The organism is Curtobacterium flaccumfaciens (assembly GCF_004361695.1).
GTDB lineage: Bacteria > Actinomycetota > Actinomycetes > Actinomycetales > Microbacteriaceae > Curtobacterium > Curtobacterium flaccumfaciens_B.
The window spans coordinates 247,142-264,932 of record NZ_SNVW01000001.1 but is presented as its reverse complement, the minus strand read 5'-3'; the positions used below and the strand labels follow the sequence as shown (position 1 = coordinate 264,932).

At 71.4% G+C, this 17,791-nt stretch carries 20 protein-coding genes; 13 read left to right on the top strand and 7 right to left on the bottom strand.

Annotation, left to right across the window (positions count from 1 at the left end; all coding sequences use genetic code 11):
- Positions 1–13: 13 nt before the first annotated feature.
- The 5 genes from EDF64_RS01195 (at position 14) to EDF64_RS01175 (ending at position 4,708) form a co-directional block, all read left to right on the top strand.
- Positions 14–1,234: a PIG-L family deacetylase gene (locus EDF64_RS01195; protein ID WP_133518275.1), complete on the top strand. Its 1,221-nt coding sequence runs from the start codon at positions 14–16 to the stop codon at positions 1,232–1,234.
- Between the two features lie 72 nt (positions 1,235–1,306).
- Complete coding sequence (gene fdxA / locus EDF64_RS01190; RefSeq protein WP_133518274.1) at positions 1,307–1,624, top strand: ferredoxin; 318 nt, start codon at positions 1,307–1,309, stop codon at positions 1,622–1,624.
- 14 nt (positions 1,625–1,638) lie between these two features.
- Complete coding sequence (gene dapC / locus EDF64_RS01185) at positions 1,639–2,757, top strand: succinyldiaminopimelate transaminase (RefSeq protein WP_133518273.1); 1,119 nt, start codon at positions 1,639–1,641, stop codon at positions 2,755–2,757.
- 174 nt (positions 2,758–2,931) lie between these two features.
- A complete protein-coding gene (locus EDF64_RS01180) occupies positions 2,932–4,230 on the top strand; it encodes a citrate synthase (RefSeq protein WP_133518549.1) in 1,299 nt (432 codons plus the stop codon).
- An 82-nt stretch (positions 4,231–4,312) separates the two neighbouring features.
- Entirely contained in the window at positions 4,313–4,708 is a 396-nt protein-coding gene (locus EDF64_RS01175; protein WP_133518272.1) for a hypothetical protein, read from the top strand.
- Between the two features lie 105 nt (positions 4,709–4,813).
- On the opposite strand, the gene dapD is transcribed toward EDF64_RS01175, so the two are convergent.
- Positions 4,814–5,800 (bottom strand): 2,3,4,5-tetrahydropyridine-2,6-dicarboxylate N-succinyltransferase, encoded by a 987-nt coding sequence (gene dapD / locus EDF64_RS01170; RefSeq protein ID WP_133518271.1) that lies wholly within the window; start codon positions 5,798–5,800, stop codon positions 4,814–4,816.
- Positions 5,801–5,958: 158 nt separating this feature from the next.
- Between dapD and dapE the strand changes: the two genes are divergently transcribed.
- Together dapE and EDF64_RS01160 are read left to right on the top strand one after the other, a co-directional pair.
- The gene (gene dapE / locus EDF64_RS01165) at positions 5,959–7,041 is read left to right on the top strand and encodes a succinyl-diaminopimelate desuccinylase (protein ID WP_133518270.1); all 1,083 of its coding nucleotides are present in this window, start codon (positions 5,959–5,961) and stop codon (positions 7,039–7,041) included.
- Positions 7,026–8,270, top strand: coding sequence for a hypothetical protein (locus EDF64_RS01160; RefSeq protein WP_133518269.1), 1,245 nt, complete (start codon positions 7,026–7,028; stop codon positions 8,268–8,270). Before dapE ends, EDF64_RS01160 begins: the two co-directional genes overlap by 16 nt.
- Here the strand turns inward: EDF64_RS01160 and EDF64_RS01155 are convergent.
- A complete protein-coding gene (locus tag EDF64_RS01155; RefSeq protein WP_166645551.1) occupies positions 8,249–9,409 on the bottom strand; it encodes an AI-2E family transporter in 1,161 nt (386 codons plus the stop codon). The genes EDF64_RS01160 and EDF64_RS01155 overlap by 22 nt on opposite strands.
- A gap of 127 nt (positions 9,410–9,536) precedes the next feature.
- Between EDF64_RS01155 and EDF64_RS01150 the strand changes: the two genes are divergently transcribed.
- The 4 genes from EDF64_RS01150 to EDF64_RS01135 all read left to right on the top strand — a co-directional run bounded on the left by EDF64_RS01150 (position 9,537) and on the right by EDF64_RS01135 (position 11,691).
- Positions 9,537–9,707 (top strand): DUF3117 domain-containing protein, encoded by a 171-nt coding sequence (locus tag EDF64_RS01150; RefSeq protein ID WP_017887054.1) that lies wholly within the window; start codon positions 9,537–9,539, stop codon positions 9,705–9,707.
- Between the two features lie 180 nt (positions 9,708–9,887).
- Positions 9,888–10,601, top strand: a complete 714-nt coding sequence (locus EDF64_RS01145; RefSeq protein ID WP_166645550.1) for an AAA family ATPase — start codon at positions 9,888–9,890, stop codon at positions 10,599–10,601.
- Between the two features lie 41 nt (positions 10,602–10,642).
- Positions 10,643–11,140 (top strand): helix-turn-helix domain-containing protein, encoded by a 498-nt coding sequence (locus tag EDF64_RS01140; RefSeq protein ID WP_133518266.1) that lies wholly within the window; start codon positions 10,643–10,645, stop codon positions 11,138–11,140.
- 2 nt (positions 11,141–11,142) lie between these two features.
- Entirely contained in the window at positions 11,143–11,691 is a 549-nt protein-coding gene (locus tag EDF64_RS01135) for a PIN domain-containing protein (RefSeq protein ID WP_133518265.1), read from the top strand.
- Position 11,692: 1 nt separating this feature from the next.
- Here EDF64_RS01135 and EDF64_RS01130 read toward each other — a convergent pair whose 3' ends face one another.
- The gene (locus tag EDF64_RS01130; protein WP_133518264.1) at positions 11,693–12,325 is read right to left on the bottom strand and encodes an O-methyltransferase; all 633 of its coding nucleotides are present in this window, start codon (positions 12,323–12,325) and stop codon (positions 11,693–11,695) included.
- A gap of 64 nt (positions 12,326–12,389) precedes the next feature.
- On the opposite strand from EDF64_RS01130, the gene EDF64_RS01125 reads away from it, so the two are divergent.
- Positions 12,390–12,758, top strand: coding sequence for a Sec-independent protein translocase TatB (locus tag EDF64_RS01125; protein WP_133518263.1), 369 nt, complete (start codon positions 12,390–12,392; stop codon positions 12,756–12,758).
- 75 nt (positions 12,759–12,833) lie between these two features.
- Here EDF64_RS01125 and EDF64_RS01120 read toward each other — a convergent pair whose 3' ends face one another.
- Genes EDF64_RS01120 through EDF64_RS01105 form a run of 4 tightly spaced genes read right to left on the bottom strand, consistent with a single transcriptional unit; the run spans position 12,834 to position 16,721 of the window.
- Complete coding sequence (locus EDF64_RS01120; protein WP_133518262.1) at positions 12,834–13,682, bottom strand: class I SAM-dependent methyltransferase; 849 nt, start codon at positions 13,680–13,682, stop codon at positions 12,834–12,836.
- Between the two features lie 10 nt (positions 13,683–13,692).
- Complete coding sequence (locus tag EDF64_RS01115) at positions 13,693–14,859, bottom strand: Mrp/NBP35 family ATP-binding protein (protein WP_133518261.1); 1,167 nt, start codon at positions 14,857–14,859, stop codon at positions 13,693–13,695.
- Positions 14,852–15,349: a DUF1003 domain-containing protein gene (locus EDF64_RS01110; RefSeq protein ID WP_133518548.1), complete on the bottom strand. Its 498-nt coding sequence runs from the start codon at positions 15,347–15,349 to the stop codon at positions 14,852–14,854. The genes EDF64_RS01115 and EDF64_RS01110 overlap by 8 nt, the downstream gene beginning before the upstream one ends.
- Before the next feature lie 52 nt (positions 15,350–15,401).
- Positions 15,402–16,721, bottom strand: coding sequence for a magnesium transporter MgtE N-terminal domain-containing protein (locus EDF64_RS01105; protein WP_133518260.1), 1,320 nt, complete (start codon positions 16,719–16,721; stop codon positions 15,402–15,404).
- A gap of 107 nt (positions 16,722–16,828) precedes the next feature.
- On the opposite strand from EDF64_RS01105, the gene EDF64_RS01100 reads away from it, so the two are divergent.
- The gene (locus tag EDF64_RS01100; RefSeq protein WP_133518259.1) at positions 16,829–17,740 is read left to right on the top strand and encodes a general stress protein; all 912 of its coding nucleotides are present in this window, start codon (positions 16,829–16,831) and stop codon (positions 17,738–17,740) included.
- Positions 17,741–17,791 lie beyond the last annotated feature (51 nt).

The window sequence follows — 17,791 nt, the reverse complement described above, 5'->3', positions numbered from 1 at the left end:
ACGCTTGGACGCGATGTCGAAGGTCCCCGCAACCCGCCCCGAGCGCGTCCTGTTCGTGCACGCCCACCCCGACGACGAGACGCTCGCGTCGGGCGGGACGATCGCGACCCTGCTCGAGCTCGGCGCTGACGTCACGGTGCTGACGGCCACCCGCGGCGAACGCGGAGAGATGCTCACGGCGTCGCTGGCCCCTCTGTACGGCGACGGTCCGCGCGTCGCAGCGCACCGTGAGACCGAGATCGCCGGGGCGCTCGCTGCCCTCGGCGGCCCGCGCCACCTGTGGCTCGGCGGACGGGGTGCGCGCCCGACCGACCTGCCCGAGCGCCGGTACACCGACTCCGGCATGCAGTGGGGTCCCGACGGCCGTGCGGTCGCTGCCGACGACGCCCCCGCGGACTCGCTCACCGCGGCAGACCTCGGCGAGGTCGTCGACGACATCCGTGCCGCGATCCGGTCGACCGCGGCCGACGCCGTCGTGAGCTACGACGACGACGGCGGGTACGGCCACCCGGACCACGTCCGCGTGCACCACGCCGCGCGGTACGCCGCACGCGCCGAGGAGCTCCCGTTCTCGATGATCGTCGACCCGTCCACCACCGAACCGGACGTCACCGTCGACGTGCTGCCCGTCCGGGCGAAGGTCCGTGCCGCCGTCGAGCAGTACCGGTCGCAGGTGACCGTCGACCCGGTCGACCCCGCCGACCCCACGGCCCTGTCCTGGGTGATGCCGCACGGCGCCCGCCACCAGGCTCCCGCCGTCGAGGCGTTCCGGCACGCCGACGCACCAGCGGCACCGGCGCCGCAGACCTACGCCGAGATGTCCCGGCAGGGCAAGGTGACGGCGGTCGTCGTCGCCCTCGTGCTCGGGCTCGTCGCAGGTGGCCTCGGGACGGTCACGCACCAGCAGACCCTCGGCGCCTTCCCGATCGGGATGGTGCTCACCTCGCTCATCGTCGTCGGCCTGACCGTCGGCCTGCGGCTGCTGTACCGCTCGCGGGCCATGGTCGCGGCCGTCGGGATCGGCGTGATCGTCGCGACGCAGGTGCTCGTGTCGGTCGGCGGGCAGAGCTCACCGCTCGTGCTGGCGAACGCGGCCGGGTACGTGTGGACCTTCGGGCCGGCCGTCGTCGCGGCGCTCGTCCTCGCGTGGCCGGACCTGTCCGGGGTGCGGGCGGCGGCTGCGGCGGCGCGGGCGGAGGACGCCCGGTCGGGCTCGCCCGCCCGCCACGAGTGACCGTCCGGTCAGGCTCGCCCGCCCGCCACGAGTAGACTCGACAACGCTCAGTCCGAAGGGAGCACCCCAGCCGTGACGTACGTGATCGCCCAGCCCTGTGTCGACGTCAAGGACCGCGCCTGCATCGATGAATGCCCGGTCGACTGCATCTACGAAGGCGACCGCTCCCTGTACATCCACCCGGACGAGTGCGTCGACTGCGGTGCGTGCGAGCCCGTCTGCCCGGTGGAGGCGATCTACTACGAGGACGACCTCCCCGAGGAGTGGGCCGACTACTACAAGGCCAACGTCGAGTTCTTCGAAGAGGTCGGCTCGCCCGGCGGCGCCGCGAAGGTCGGTGTGATCCACAAGGACCACGCGGTCATCATGGCCGAACCGCCCCGCGGCTGACCCGGAGCACACACGTGGCGCTCGACCTCCCCGACTTCCCCTGGGACCAGCTGGTCCCGTTCAAGCAGCAGGCAGCGGCGCACGACGGCGGCATCGTCGACCTCAGCGTCGGCTCACCGGTCGACCCGACGCCCGCGGTCATCCGGACGGCCCTGTCCGAGGCGACCGACGCGCACGCCTACCCGCAGGTCGCCGGTACCCCCGCGCTGCGCGAGGCCATCGCGGCCTGGTACGGCCGGCGTCACGGCGTGCAGCTGACCGAGGCGAACACGCTGCCCACGATCGGCTCCAAGGAGTTCATCGCCGGCCTGGCGCTCTGGCTCGGCATCGGCGCCGGCGACACCGTCGTCTTCCCCGAGGCCGCGTACCCGACGTACGAACTCGGTGCCGCCCTCGTCGGGGCGGACGCCCTCGCCGCCGACGACCCCGCGGTGTGGCCCGACACGACCAAGCTCGTCTGGCTGAACTCGCCGGGCAACCCGGACGGCCGAGTCCTGACCGTCGACGAGCTCCGCGTCGCGGTCGCGCGTGCGCGGGAGCTCGGTGCCGTGATCGTGGGCGACGAGTGCTACGCCGAGCTCGGCTGGGAAGCCCCCTACGACTCCGAGCCGACCCCGACCATCCTCGACCCGCGCGTCGTCGGCGACTCGCTCGACGGTGTGCTCAGCGTCTACTCGCTGTCGAAGCAGTCGAACCTCGCCGGGTACCGTGCGGCGTTCGTGGCCGGCGATGCCGCGATCCTCGCCGACGTGCTCGCCGTCCGGAAGCACACCGGCATGATGCCGCCGCTGCCCGTCCAGCAGGCGATGATCGTCGCCCTCGCCGACGAGACCCACGTGCAGCAGCAGAAGGTGCGTTACCGCGCGCGCCGGAACATGCTCCGACGGGCACTCGAAGGCGCCGGGTTCCGGGTCGACCGCAGCGAGGCCGGCCTGTACCTCTGGGCGACCCGCGGCGAACCGGCGCTCGACACCGTGGCGTGGCTGGCGGAGCTCGGCATCCTCGTCGCACCGGGCACGTTCTACGGCACGGCGGGGGAGCAGCACGTCCGCGTGGCCCTCACCGCCACCGACGAGCGGATCGCCGCGGCGGCCCAGCGGCTGGCGAGCAGCCGCCGACTCGGCTCCGCCTAGCAGGGTCCCCGGCGCCGGACGGTCGCTTCCGCCCCGAGCGCAATCCGTGGTTCCCACCAAGTCCTGAGCATCCCGGTGTGCACACCCTCCACACGGCGCGATTAGGCTGTCCTCGTGACTGACACTGCCAACGACGCTCAGAAGACGGCCACACCGCCCACCACGCCCGTCCCCGTGAGTCCCGCTGCCGAGCAGACGACCGAGACCGCGACGCTGACGTACCCGGGCGGCACCGCGGAGTTCCCGATCCTGCCGAGCGTCGACGGCGCGTCGACCGTCGACATCTCGACGTTCAAGAAGCAGACCGGCATGAACACGCTCGACTACGGTTTCGTGAACACCGGCTCGACGAAGAGCGCCATCACCTACATCGACGGCGACCAGGGCATCCTGCGCTACCGCGGGTACCCGATCGACCAGGTCGCGTCGAACTGCACCTTCCTCGAGGTCGCCTGGCTCCTCATCTACGGCGAGCTGCCGTCGGAGTCCGAGCTCGCCGACTTCGACGCGCGCATCCGCCGGCACACCCTGCTGCACGAGGACCTCCGTCGCCTGTTCGACGCCCTGCCGCACTCGGCGCACCCCATGTCCGTCCTCTCCAGCGCCGTCAGCGCCCTGTCGACGTACTACGAGGACGACATGGACGTCGACGACCCCGAGAAGGTCGAGCTCCAGACCGTCCGACTGCTCGCGAAGCTGCCCGTCATCGCCGCCTACGCGCACAAGAAGTCGATCGGGCAGGCGTTCCTGTACCCGGACAACTCGCTGTCGTTCGTCGACAACTTCCTGCGGCTCAACTTCGGCACCATGGCCGAGACGTACCAGCCGAACCCGGTGCTCTCGAAGGCCCTCGACCGGCTGCTCATCCTGCACGAGGATCACGAGCAGAACGCGTCGACGGCCACGGTCCGCATGGTCGGGTCGACGAAGGCGAACATGTTCGCCTCGATCTCCGCCGGCATCAACGCCCTGTACGGTCCGCTGCACGGTGGTGCGAACGAGGCCGTCCTCGAGATGCTCCAGCAGATCAAGGACTCCGGCGAGCCGGTCCAGCGCTTCGTCGAGCGGGTGAAGAACAAGGAGCGCGGGGTGAAGCTCATGGGCTTCGGGCACCGCGTCTACAAGAACTACGACCCGCGCGCGAAGCTCGTGAAGGAGAGCGCGGACGAGGTCCTCGAGTCGCTCGGCGTGCAGGACGACCTGCTCGACATCGCGAAGGAGCTCGAGCAGATCGCGCTGTCCGACCAGTACTTCATCGACCGCAAGCTCTACCCGAACGTCGACTTCTACACGGGCATCATCTACAAGGCGATGGGTTTCCCGCCGCGGATGTTCACGGTCCTGTTCGCGATCGGTCGTCTGCCCGGGTGGATCGCCCAGTGGCGCGAGCTCAACAACGACCCGCTCAACAAGATCGGCCGCCCGCAGCAGCTGTACGTCGGCCACCCGGAGCGCGACCTCCCGCAGCACTGATGGTCCCGAGCGCTCGCTCAGGTGCGTCGGTATGTGAAATGTAAGGTGGTCCCGGGCGACCCTCGCCCCCAGAGAGGACCACATGCACATCCCCCACGCCATCGCCGCCGGAGCACTCGTCCTCGGACTGTCCGGCGCCGGCCTCGCGTCCGGCCCGGCAGCCGATGCGGCCCCGCGGAGCGCCCCCGAGGCCACCGCCACCGCGTCGACCTCCGCTGCCTCCGCGTTCCCGGCCACCGAGGTGCTCCGCGTCCAGCGGCTCGGCCCGGAGGCCATCCGGATCCAGGTGTCGTCCTCCCCGTTCGCCGTGGTGGACGTCACCCTGTCGGACGGCTCGACCAGGGGACTCTCGAAGGTCTCGAACCAGGTGTACGGCGGCATCCTGCCCGTCCGGACCGGCGAGGAGATCGTCGTGCGCGCCGCGAACCCGGCGAACGGCACCTCCGCCCCGGACCTCCGGTACGTCGTCACCGACTGACGCAACGGACTGGAGGCGCGGTGCCGGTCTCGTGGACCGGCACCGCGCCTCCAGACGGTCACGCCGCGCGCGGGGCGCTCCGCGGGGGAGCGTGCCCCGTGCGCGTCACGCGTGCAGTGCGGTGTTGAGCTGGATGCCCTGCCCCTGGCGCTGCAGGGCCTCGACGGCCCCGGTCACCGAGTTGCGGCGGAACAGGACGTTGGGGACGCCGGACAGCTCGGCGGCCTTCACCGTCTTCGCGGTGCCGTCCGGGTTCGGGGCGGCGCCGACGAGGACGACCTTCGTGCCCGCGGTCACGTACAGCCCTGCCTCGACCACGGAGTCGTCGCCGAGGGAGATCCCGAGCCCGGCGTTGGCGCCGAGGAGCGCACGCTCGCCGAGGGACACCCGGTGCGTGCCGCCGCCGGACAGCGTGCCCATGATGGACGCGCCGCCGCCGATGTCGGTGCCGTTGCCGACGACGACGCCCTGCGAGACGCGGCCCTCGATCATCGCGTCGCCGAGGGTGCCGGCGTTGAAGTTCACGAAGCCCTCGTGCATGACGGTCGTCCCCGGTGCGAGGTGTGCGCCGAGACGGACCCGGTTCGCGTCGCCGATGCGGACCCGGTCCGGCACGACGTAGTCGACGAGCCGCGGGAACTTGTCGATGGCGTGCACGGCGATGCCGGCGCGCTGCAGGGTCGGTCGGAGCCGGGTGAGGGCGTCGGGGTGGACCGGGCCGGCGTTCGTCCACGCGACGATCGGCAGGTGCGCGAAGACCCCGTCGAGGTTGACCTCGTTCGGGCGGACGCGCAGGTGGCTGAGGAGGTGGAGGCGGAGGTACGCGTCCGGGGTGCTCGCGGGGGCGGCGTCGATCGTGACCTCGGTCGTGACGGCTTCGATGCGGACCTCGCGGCGCGGGTCGTCGCCCACGTGCGCGCGGAGCTCGGCGGGGAAGGCCGCGTCGGACGGCAGGGCTCCGAGGTGCGTCTCCGGGTACCACGTGTCGAGCGTCGTGCCGTCGGCGGCGATCGTCGCGAGGCCGTGGCCCCACGCGTGGGTGGGGCGGTCGGCCCCGGACGTCGGGTCGGGCTGTGCGGTCGTGTCGGTCACCGGACCAGGGTACCGATGCGGTGGGGGCGAGCACCCGTCCGTCCGGACGGGTGCTGCGGAGGTGACCCGCGCCTCCAGGCCGCGGCTGCGGCGAGGACGGAACGCGCGCCGGTCCGCCGGGCCAGCGGGCGGCAAGGGGCGGCCGATAAGGTGACCGCATGCCGGAGCAGCTCGACCTCACCGCCTCGTCCATCGACATCACCCGCGCCATCTGCGACATCGAGTCGGTGTCCGGTGGCGAAGGGCCCCTCGCCGACGCGATCGAAGCGGCGCTGACGCCGCTCGCCCACCTCGAGGTGATCCGCGACGGCGACTCGATCGTGGCGCGGACGAACCTCGGGCGCGACCGCCGCGTCGTCATCGCCGGGCACATCGACACCGTCCCGCTCAACGGCAACCTGCCGACGGAGTTCCGGACGACCGAGGACGGCACCGAGATCCTCTGGGGCCGCGGCACCGTCGACATGAAGGGCGGCTGCGCCGTCCAGCTGAAGCTCGCCCACGACCTCGCCGAGCCGAGCGTCGACCTGACCTGGGTCTTCTACGACCACGAAGAGGTGAGCGACTCCCTCAACGGCCTCGGCCGGCTGGCCCGCACGCGGCCGGAGTTGCTCGCCGGTGACTTCGCGATCCTCGGCGAGCCGTCCGGGGCGCAGATCGAGGGCGGCTGCAACGGCAACCTCCGCGCCGAGATCCGCACGTTCGGCAAGCGGTCGCACAGCGCCCGCAGCTGGATCGGCGACAACGCGATCCACAAGACCGCGCCGATCCTGGCGACGCTGGCGGCGTACGAGCCCCGCACGGTCACGGTCGACGGACTCGAGTACCGCGAGGGCCTCAACGCCGTCGGCATCACGGGCGGCATCGCCGGCAACGTCATCCCCGACGAAGCGATGGTGCACGTGAACTACCGCTTCGCGCCCTCGCGGAGCGCCGACGAGGCCGTGGCGCACATCCGCGAGCTCTTCGACGGGTACGACGTGCAGATCGTCGACCTCGCCGCCGGCGCACGGCCCGGGCTCGACGCGCCCCTCGCGCAGGACTTCGTCGCGGCGGTCGGTGGCCCGGAGCCCCGCCCGAAGTACGGCTGGACCGACGTCGCACGCTTCTCGGCGCTCGGCATCCCCGCCGTGAACTACGGCCCCGGCGATCCCGTGTTCGCCCACCACGACGACGAGCAGGTCCCCGTCGACCAGATCACCTCGGTCGAGGACGGTCTGCGTCGGTGGCTGACGGCCTGACCACAGCCGGGTCGACCCGGCTGAGCCCCACCCGCGCCCGGTGGCACGCCCGCTACCGGGTGGTGCCGTGGTGGGTGCGCATCACGGTCGTCTACGTCCTCGCGCGGCTCGTCACGGGGGCGATGCTCTCCGCGTTCGCGAGCGTGCAGGCGGCGAACTCCTTCACCGTCCAGCACCCGTCGTACCTGTCGTTCGCGTCGATCTGGGACGGCGCCTGGTACCGGGTGATCGCCGCGAACGGGTACCCGTCGACGCTGCCGGTGGACGCCGCCGGGCACGTCACCGAGAACGCGTGGGCGTTCATGCCGGCGTACCCGTTCCTGGTGCGGGCGCTGATGGCGCTGACCGGGGCGTCGTTCGAGTTCATCGCGGTCGCGGTCTCGCTGCTGTTCGGCTGGGGCGCAGCGCTGGTGTTCCGCCGGCTGATGGGACGCTTCCTCGACCCGGCTCGCGCGACGTTCGCCACGGTGCTGTTCTGCGTTGCGCCGGTGTCCGCGATGTTCCAGGTCGCCTACGCGGAGTCGATGGGGCTCTTCCTGCTCCTCGTCGCGCTGCTGCTCATGGTCGACCGGCGCTGGTGGACGATGCTGCCCGTCGTGCTGCTGCTCGGCATGACCCGGCCGACCGGGCTGGCGTTCGCGCTCCTGGTGGTGCTGTTCCTCGGTGCGTGGTCCATCCGGCCCGCGTGGGTCCGTTCGTCGGAGCCGCTGACCGTGCGCCGGTTCGTGCCACCCGCCGTGGTGGCCGTCGTCTCGGGGCTGGTCGGGCTGGCCTGGCCGGCGATCGCCTGGGCGGTGACCGGCGTGCCGAAGGCCTACACGGACACCGAACTCGCGTGGCGATCGTCGTACATCGGGTGGAAGGAGCTCGTGCCCTTCGCGCCGTGGATCCAGGGCTTCGGCTGGTGGTTCCGGCAGCCGGCCGGGGGGATCCTGCTCGCCGTGGTCGTCGTCGGGTTCGCGGCCTTCGTGTTCCTGCCGGCCGCGCGACGGATCGGACTCGAGCTCCGGCTCTGGGGCGTCGCGTACCTGGTCTACCTGCTCGCGGTGTTCTTCCCGCAGTCGAGCACGTGGCGCATCCTGCTGCCGATCGCGCCGCTCCTCGGGATCGTCGCGCTGCCGCGGTCGCGGGTGTACCGGGTCGCCGTCGTGGTCGCGTTCGTCGCCGCGCAGTGGGCGTGGCTGTACTTCTGCTGGTGGGTCGACGGCTACGACTGGACCCCGCCGTGATCGGTGCGGCCTGATCCGACGGGCACGTCGTCGCCCGGGCGCCACGCCGCCGCTGCGGTCACCATCGCGTTCACCGTCGCGATGAACGGCACCGCGAAGAACGCCCCGACGACACCGGCGATCGTGGTACCCGCGGTGACGCCGAGGACCACGCCGAGCGGGTGCACCTTGACGGCCTGACCGGTCAGGAACGGGTGCAGCACGTGGCTCTCCAGCTGCTGCACGAGCACGACGACCCCGAGCATGATGAGCGCCGTCACCCACCCGTTGAACACCAGCGCGATGAGGACCGCCACGATCCCGGCGACGATCGCGCCGACGACCGGGATGAACGCGCCGAGGAACACGATCACGCCGATCGGGATGGCCAGCGGCACCTGCAGGACGAGCGCCCCGATCACGACGCCGAGCGCGTCGGTGACGGCGACGAGGAGCTGGATGCGGATGAAGCTCGTCAGGGTCTTCCACCCGGCGTGGCCGGCGACGTCGATCCGCGGACGGGCGCGGCGCGGGAACAGTCGGACCACCCACGCCCAGATCCGCGGCCCGTCGATGAGCACGAACAGCGTCGTGAACACGATGATGAACAGGCCCTCGAACGCGTGCACCGCGCCCGACCCTGCCTCTTGGAAGCCGGACAGGATCGACGAGGCGTGGGCCTGCAGGTAGTCGGTGCCGTCGGACACCCACCGGTTGACGTCACTCGCGGTGATGCCGAACGGCTCGCTGTCGAGGAGGGACTGCAGCGACCGGACGCTGTGGTGCAGCCGGTGCTCGAGCGAGGGCAGATCGTAGCGGATCTGCGCGGTCACGATCAGTGCGAGTCCGCCGATCGCCAGCACGATCGCGATGAAGCACGAGAGCACCGCGGTCCACTTCGGCCAGCGGTGGCGCTGCAGGAACGCCGACATCGGGGCGAGGAGGGCGCAGACGAGCAGGGCGACGAGGAACGGCACGACGATGTCCTGCAGCAGGACGACGAGCGCCACCACGACCGCGAGCAGGGCACCGACGACGAGCAGGCGCCACGAGAACGCGCCGGCGATCCGCATCCCCGCCGGGACCGCGTCGTCGGCGTGTGCGGACGCCGCGGATCCGTCTCGAAGGGTCCGATTGCGCGTGGAGCGGATGTTCGGCATACGCCAAGGTGACCATTCCGAACCGCGAGAACGTCCCGATTCGCCACCCCCAACCTGGGCGGTTTCGCAGTTCCCCCATCGATACGAGATAATGGGGGTGCATGTACTGCACGAAAGGGGACATCTGATGGCAGCCATGAAGCCGAGGACCGGTGACGGGCCGATGGAGGCTGTTAAGGAGGGTCGACTCATCATCGTGCGGGTTCCGCTCGAAGGTGGAGGCCGCCTGGTCGTCTCGGTCAACGATGCCGAGGCCAAGGAACTCCACGACGCACTCGCTGAGGTCGTCTCGGCCTAGTACGTCGAAGCACCAGAACGGAAGGCCCGGAACGTGTACGTTCCGGGCCTTCCGCTGTCCGGTGCGACCGCCGTGCACGGGCAACCGACCGCAGTCCGGCGCGACCGCCGTGCACGGGCACCCGGCTCCGGCCCGGTGTCGGCCGGGCACGGCATGATGGCGTCCGTGCCGAGGACCCACATGCCGATCCGTCGCGTCGAGGAGTACCTCGACCCGCACCCGATGCCCCGCGACGTCTGGCCGGCGACCCTGGCCCCCGTGCGGCAGCTCCTCGACGAGGGGCTCGACCTCGACCCGGTCACGGTGTTCGTCGGCGAGAACGGCGTCGGGAAGTCGACCATCGTCGAGGCGATCGCGCTGCAGTTCGGCATGGCGCCGGAGGGCGGCGGCACCGGCTCCCAGCACTCGACCCGTCCGTCCGAGTCCGCCCTCTGCGAGCACATCGCCATCCGGAGGGACTTCGGCGCTCCGCGCGGCGGGTTCTTCCTGCGCGCGGAGACCATGCACGGCTTCTTCACCTACCTCGAGGAACACCCGAACCGATCGCGTCCCGAGCCGGTCTTCCACGAGCGCAGCCACGGCGAGTCCTTCCTGGACTTCGTGATCGACCGTGCGCGGTGGCCCGGGTTGTGGATCCTCGACGAGCCGGAGTCCGCGCTGTCCTTCTCCGGGTGTCTGGCGCTCATCGGACTGCTGCAGTCGATCGTCGAGACCGGCGTCGGACAGGTGATCCTGTCGACGCACTCGCCGGTGCTCGCCGCCTTCCCCGGCGCGACGGTGCTCGAGGTGGGGGACTGGGGCCTCCGTCGGACCGACTGGGCCGACCTCGACCTCGTCCGGCACCAGCGGTCGTTCCTCGAGTCGCCGGAGCGGTACCTGCGGCACCTGTCCTGACGACCCAGCGCGTTTCGTTTCTTTCGAATAGCATGGCCCTCATGACGACCACGACCGATCGGCGGTCTTCGCGGACGTACTTCCCCGCGGACGACCGAGAGGACATCGCCGGCCTCGCGCAGCTCATCCGCGAGATCGAGCAGGCTGCGCGCGACGAGCACACGGCCGTGCACCTCGCGGAACTCCGCGCTCCTGACGGACGCGTGCGTGCGATCCCGATCGAGATCTTCGAGGTGCTCGAGCAGGTCGTGGACGCCCTCGCGCAGGGCAGCGGCGTCACCGTCGCCAGGAACGACACCCAGATGACGACGCAGCAGGCCGCAGACTTCCTCGGTGTCTCCCGACCGACCCTCGTCAAGTACCTCGAAGACGGCAGCATCGCGTTCGAGAAGCGCGGGCGGCACCGGCGAGTGCTCCTCCGTGACCTCGTCGACTTCCAGGAGCAGTTCCGTGTGCGCCGCCGCGCGGCACTCCGCCAGTCGGCGCGCGAGGGGCAGACGCTCGACCGCCAGCGCACCGACGCGTCGAGCACTGACTGATCGTGGCGTTCCCGGTCTTCTTCGACGCGTGCGCGATCTACGGGATCACGCTCTCCGACCTGCTCCTCCGCCTCGCCGACGAAGGCGCGTACCGGCCGCTCTGGTCCGACGAGGTGCTGGACGAGGTACGCCGGAACGCGGTCGACGCCGGCATCCTGGCGGACGGCATCGACCGACGGCTCGGCGTGATGCGGACGTACTTCCCGGACGCTCTCGTGACCGGACACGATGACCTGGTCGACGGGTTGACCTGCGACGAGAAGGACCGGCACGTGCTCGCCGCAGCCATCCGGGCCAAGGCCGACGCGCTCGTCACGTTCAACCTGCGCGACCTCCCGGCAGTGTCGCTCGAGCCCTTCGATGTGGAGGTCGTCCATCCGGACGTGTTCCTGCTCGATCAGCTCGACCTCTACCCCGGCATGGTCACGCGGGTGCTCCGGGAACTCAGCGAGGACTACGCCGACCCGCCACAGTCCGTCGAGGACATCCTCGGTACGCTTCGCCGCGGAGGAGTCCCGCGGTTCAGCGACGAGGTGCGCCGGTACCTGTGAGCTACGCGGAGACCTTCGTCATCTGCAGCAGCCCGTCACCAGCGGGCGACAGGGAGCTGATGACCGCACCCGAGGTCGACACCTCGGTGAGCAGCAGCCGGAAGTCCGTGGTCGCGCGGTCCCGCTTCACCGGGTCGGCGACCCGACCACGCCAGAGCGCGTGCGGCACGAGCACCGTCCCGCCGAGCCGCGCGAGCCGCAGCCCGTGCTCGACGTACTCGATGACGTGCTCCGGGTCGGCGTCGACGAGCACGACGTCGTACGACGCCTCGTTCATCCGGGGGAGGACCTGGTTCGCGCGGCCCGGGATGAGCCGGATGCGGGCGGGAGCGGTGCCGGCGGCGATGTAGGCGTCGCGGGCGTACTGCTGATGGTCGACCTCGACGTCGATCGTGGTGAGGGTCGCGTTCGGAGCCCCGCCGAGCAGGTACAGCCCGGACACGCCGAGCCCGGTGCCGATCTCGATGATGCTCGTCGCGCGGGACGCGGCGGCGATGACGCCGACCTGCGCGCCGATCGCCGGCGAGATCGCCTCGACCCCGAGCTCGAGGGAGTGCTCACGCGCTCGGGCGATCACCTCGGATTCCGAGACGAGGTCCTCGGCGAACTTCCAGTTCGACTCTTTCTCTGACACGCACACTCCGTTCGGGTGACAACTCTACGGGTGCTGCGCGGCCGGGACGGGTTACGCTCGTACCGTGTTCGACGGCTTCGAGAAGTTCCTGGTCATCGGGATCATCGGCGTCCTCCTGCTCGGTCCCCAGCGGCTGCCGCTGTACGCCCAGAAGCTCGCCGAGTTCGTGAAGGCCGTCCGTCGCTTCGCGGACACCGCGAAGGACCGCATGCGCGAGGAGATGGGTCCCGAGTTCGACGAGGTCGACTGGCAGAAGCTCGACCCGCGGCAGTACGACCCCCGCCGGATCATCCGCGATGCCCTGCTCGACTCCGGTGGCAGCGCGGCCGCCGTGCAGACGGCGCAGGTCACCGCGTCCAAGGTCCGTGCGACGGCACCCGTGGTGCCGCTCGCCGTCGGCGAGAGCGCACCCTTCGACGCGGAAGCGACCTGACGCCCGTCACGTGACCAGCTGACGGACTGGAGGCGCGGTGCCAGCCCGGCACCGCGCCTCCAGTCCGTCCGTGGCTCAGTCGCGCGTCGCGACGATCGTGAAGGTCGTCGGGACACGGTCGTGGTCGGCGTCGGGCCACGCCCACGAGCCGTCGCCGGTGTCCTCCATGCGCGGGCTGAAGCGCCACGGCAGCGTCCGTCCCTCGTCGAGCAGCCGCAGGCGCAACCCGGCGCCGAGCAGCGCGTTCACGATCTCGGACAGGGGATGCGGCCACTCGTACGTTCGGGTGTTCGCCACGGTGCCGTCGCCCGCGTACGTGCCCGCGTCGTCCCACTGCTGCGCGGTGCCGTCCGGGAAGTACCGGTACCGGGTCACGAGCTCGTCGGCGGACTCGTCGAGCGCGTACAGCGCCGGATGGCCGTCGCGGATGAAGAACACCCCGCCGGGCCGGAGCAACGCTGCCACCTGTGCCGCCCACCGGTCGAGGTCGTCGAGCCAGCAGATCGTGCCGATGCTCGTGTAGACGACGTCGAAGTCGCCGACCACCGCAGCGCGGGCGTCCAGCACGTCGGTCTCGACCCAGGTGACGTCGAGGCCGAGCCGCGCGGACAGCCCGGCGGCGGACGCGAGGGCGGCGGGGGAGAAGTCGACCCCGGTGAGCCGTGCGCCCTCACGTGCGAGGGAGACGGTGTCGGTGCCGATGTGGCACTGCAGGTGGCAGACGTCGAGCCCGGCGAGGGAACCGTCGGGGAGCCACGGCCGGAGGACGGGCAGGTCGTCGCGGACGACCGTCGAGCGGTGGTCCGGGTCGGCGAGGGCGTCGATCTCGTACGCGCCCTCGTGGATGGGCACGCGGTCGTCCCAGTTCGCGCGGTTGGTGTCGCGGGCGTGATCCCAGTCGACGCTGACGTGGTCGGTGCTCATGGAACTGAGCCTAGGTCAGCGACAGGCCGAGCTTCCGGCCGGACAACCCGCGGCCCATCGTGGTGATCCGGTCCGCGACGGCCGCGAGCGCCTGCGCTGCCGGGTCCGTGGGGACGCCGAGCACCACGGGCACGCCGGAGTCCCCGCCCTCGCGCAACGGGATCGACAGCGGCACGCTGCCGAGCACCGGGACGGGCGAGTCCTGGTCGCGGGAGAGCCGCCGCGCCGTCTCGGCACCGCCACCTTCGCCGAACAGGTGCAGCACGGAGCCGTCGGGCTGCACGAGGCCAGCCATGTTCTCGACGACGCCGATGACGCGCTGCCCGGTCTGCCGGGCGACGATGCCGCTCCGCTCGGCCACGTCGGCCGCGGCGGCCTGCGGCGTGGTGACGACCAGCACCTCGGCGTGCGGGAGCAGCTGGCCGACCGAGATCGCGACGTCGCCGGTGCCGGGCGGCAGGTCGAGCAGGAGCACGTCGAGGTCGCCGAAGAACACGTCCGTCAGGAACTGCGACACGGTGCGGTGCAGCATCGGTCCGCGCCAGGACACCGCGGTCGAGACGTCGTCGACGAACATCCCGATCGAGACGACCTTCACGTCGTGGGCGACCGGCGGCAGGATCATGCTGTCCACGCGGGTCGGGCGGGGAGCGACACCGTGCTCGTCGGTGAGCCCCATCAGCCCCGGCACGCTGAAGCCGTGCACGTCGACGTCCACGATCCCGACGCGCTGCCCCCGTGCCGCGAGCGCCGCGGCGAGGTTCACGGTGACGGTGGACTTGCCGACGCCGCCCTTGCCGCTCGTCACCGCGATCACCCGGGTGAGGGAGTCCGGCGTGAACTGCACGCCACGGGGTCGTCCGGCTCGGAGCCGCTCGGTCAGGGCGGCCCGCGTCGCCGGCGCCATCACGGACACGTCGACGGCGACGGCGGCGACGCCGTCCACGGAGCCGGCGGCCGCACGGACGTCGCGCTCGATCGTGTCGGCGGCCGGGCACCCGACGATCGTGAGCTGCAGGTCGACGCGCACCGTGCCTCCAGGCTGCACGTCGACCCCGCGGATCATGTCGAGCTCGGTGACGGGCCGGCGGATCTCCGGATCGATGACGCGGTCGAGCGCAGCGAGGACCGCTGCGCCGAGCGCCTGGTCGTCCTGCGGTGCCGTGGCCTCAGCCACGGACGTCGACCGATCGCTCCGGCTCCCCGTCGTCGATCGCGTCGCGGCGGTCGAGCTCCTCGAGCAGGGAGCGGATCTCGGCGCGGATGAAGTCCTTCGACGCCATGTCGCGCATCGCGAGGCGGAGTGCGACGACCTCGCGGGCGAGGTACTCGGTGTCCGCCAGGTTCCGCTCGGCACGCTGCCGGTCCTGCTCGAACTGCACCCGGTCGCGGTCGTCCTGCCGGTTCTGGGCGAGCAGGATGAGCGGCGCGGCGTACGAGGCCTGCAGCGACAGCACGAGGGTCAGGGCCGTGAAGCCGATCGCCGCGGAGTCGAACTGCCACGACTTCGGCAGGAGCGTGTTCCAGCCCATCCAAACCACGCAGAAAAGGGTCAGGCCGACCAGGAACCAGGGCGTTCCCATGGCGCGTGCGATGCCCTCGGTAGCGCGGCCGAAGGTGTCACCGCGACCGGATCGACGGCGGGTCGGGAGCACGCGCGTGCGCATGCCCTTCGGGGAGTCGAGGCGCTCCTGACGCTCGAGGCGTTCCTGGCGGTTCTCATCCGTTCGGGCCACGGGTGGTCCTCCTTCCCGTCGTCACGGGCGTCTTGCGCGGGCGTTGGCGTGGGAGCGGTGAGGGTTCCCCCTCGCCCTGACTTCGCCAGTCGTCCGGCAGGACGTGGTCGAGGACATCGTCGATCGTCACCACCCCGACGAGTCGGTGGGCGTCGTCGACCACGGGCACGGACAGCAGGTTGTACGTCGCCATGATGCGGGTGACCTCGGCGGCGCTCGCGTCGACCCGGACCGGGTCGGTCTGCTGGTCGATGAGCGTGCCGAGTCGTTCGTTCGGCGGGTACCGGAGCATCCGCTGGAAGTGGACGAGCCCGAGGAACCGGCCGGTCGGCGGCTCGTACGGCGGCAGCGTGACGCAGACCGCGGCCCCGAGGACCGGCGCGAGCTCGTGGCGACGGACCAGGGCGAGGCCCTCGGCGACGGTGGCGTCGGCCGAGACGATCACCGGCTCGGTCGTCATGAGCCCACCCGCCGTGTCCGGCTCGTACTCGAGGAGCATGCGGACGTCCTGCGCCTCCTCCGGCTCCATGAGCTGGAGGAGGGCTTCACTGCGCTCGTCGGAGAACTGCGCGAGGACGTCGGCCGCGTCGTCCGGCTGCATGTGGTCGAGGACGTCGGCCGCTCGGGAGTCCACGAGCCGGGTGAGGATCTCGATGCGCTGCTGGTCGGGCATCTCCTCGAGCACGTCGGCGAGCCGGTCGTCGGGGAGTTCCTCGGCCACCTCGAAGCGGCGCTCCTCGGGCAGGTCGAGCAGCGTCGACGCGAGGTCGGCCGGCAGCAGGTCGGAGTACGCGGCGATGACGTGCTCGGCGGACTGCGCCTCGCCGGGGAGCTCGTCCTCGGTCACCTCGTTCCAGGTCGCGAACGTGGTCGGGCCCTTGCCGAACGGCGACGGCGTGGTCTTCGGCTTGCGGAGGAAGAGCTGCGAGACCTCCCAGTCGCCCTGCCCGCGGTCCTCGATCGCGACGTCCTCGATGGTGGCGCGGATGCGCTCCTTCTTGATGAGGACCTTGCGGCCGAGCATCTCGGCGATCACCCGGACCTCGCCGCCGCGCTGCTCGAAGCGGCGCATGTTCACGAGGCCCGTCGTGATGACCTGCCCGGCACCGATCGAGGTGATCCGGCCGATGCTGACGAAGATGCGGCGTTTGCCCGGCACCTCGACGATGAGACCGACGACGTGCGGGGCATCGACCCGTCGGTAGACGACGAGGACGTCCCGCACCCTGCCGACGCGGTCGCCCGCGGGGTCGAAGACGGAGCACCCGGCGAGGCGGGCGACGAAGACCTTCGTGGCGCTCACCCGACACAGCGTAGTCGGTGCGTCTGGCCGCACGGTGCCCGAGCCGTCCCGGGCTCTTCCCCGGCGGTGCACGTGCGATCGCAAGGTGTTCGGTGAATGATGGCTGGGTGAGCAATCAGAGCCCCTTCGCCGGCAGGACCGCCCAGGCCTTCCCGACGCTGCCCAAGGGCGACGTCCTCGGCACCTACGACAGCTACCCCGACGCCCAGCGCGTCGTCGCGAAGCTCGCCGAGGCCGACTTCCCGGTCAACCAGCTCTCGATCGTCGGCAACGACCTCAAGACCGTCGAGCGGGTCACCGGCAAGATGACCTACGGCCGCGCCGCCATCGCCGGCGCGCTGTCCGGCCTCTGGCTCGGCATCTTCTTCGGCATCGTGCTCACCCTGTTCTCCCCGAGTGCGGGCGGCCTCATCCTCGCCGCCGCCATCATCGGTGCGGCCTTCGGCATGCTCTACGGCATCGTCTCCTTCGCGATCACGAAGCGGCAGCGCGACTTCACGAGCGTGCACCAGGTGCTCGCCACGAACTACCAGATCGTCGTCGCCCCGCAGCTGACCGGGCAGGCCCGCCGGATCCTGGGCGAGGCCGGCGTCGCCCCGCAGACGCACTGGAACCCGGGCACGCCCGGCGCACCAGGAGCACCGGGGGCCGGCTTCCAGGGGCAGCCGCCGCAGCAGCCGTGGCGGCCCGGCCCGCAGAACGGGCAGCCGAACCAGCCCCAGGGATCGCCCTACGGTGGGCACGCCACACCGCACCAGCAGCCTGGAGGCACGCAGCAGCCCGGCACGCCGACTCCCGGCGCGCAGACGGGAGCGCCGCGCTACGGCACGAACGAGGGCCCGCGGTACGGGGAGACCCCCGCGACGGCACCCGCTCCGGCCGAGCCCGCGGCCGCGCAGCAGCCCCGCCACGACGAGCCGCCGCGCTACGGCGAGCGGGTCACCGGCGCCACGCCGACGTCCGCGCCGGCGCCCGCTCCGGAGCCCGCTCCGGACGCGAAGGACGACGAGTCCCGCTGAGCTCGGGCTGCGGCGGCGTCGTTTCCGCCGAGATCGCACTCCGGCGGGGTT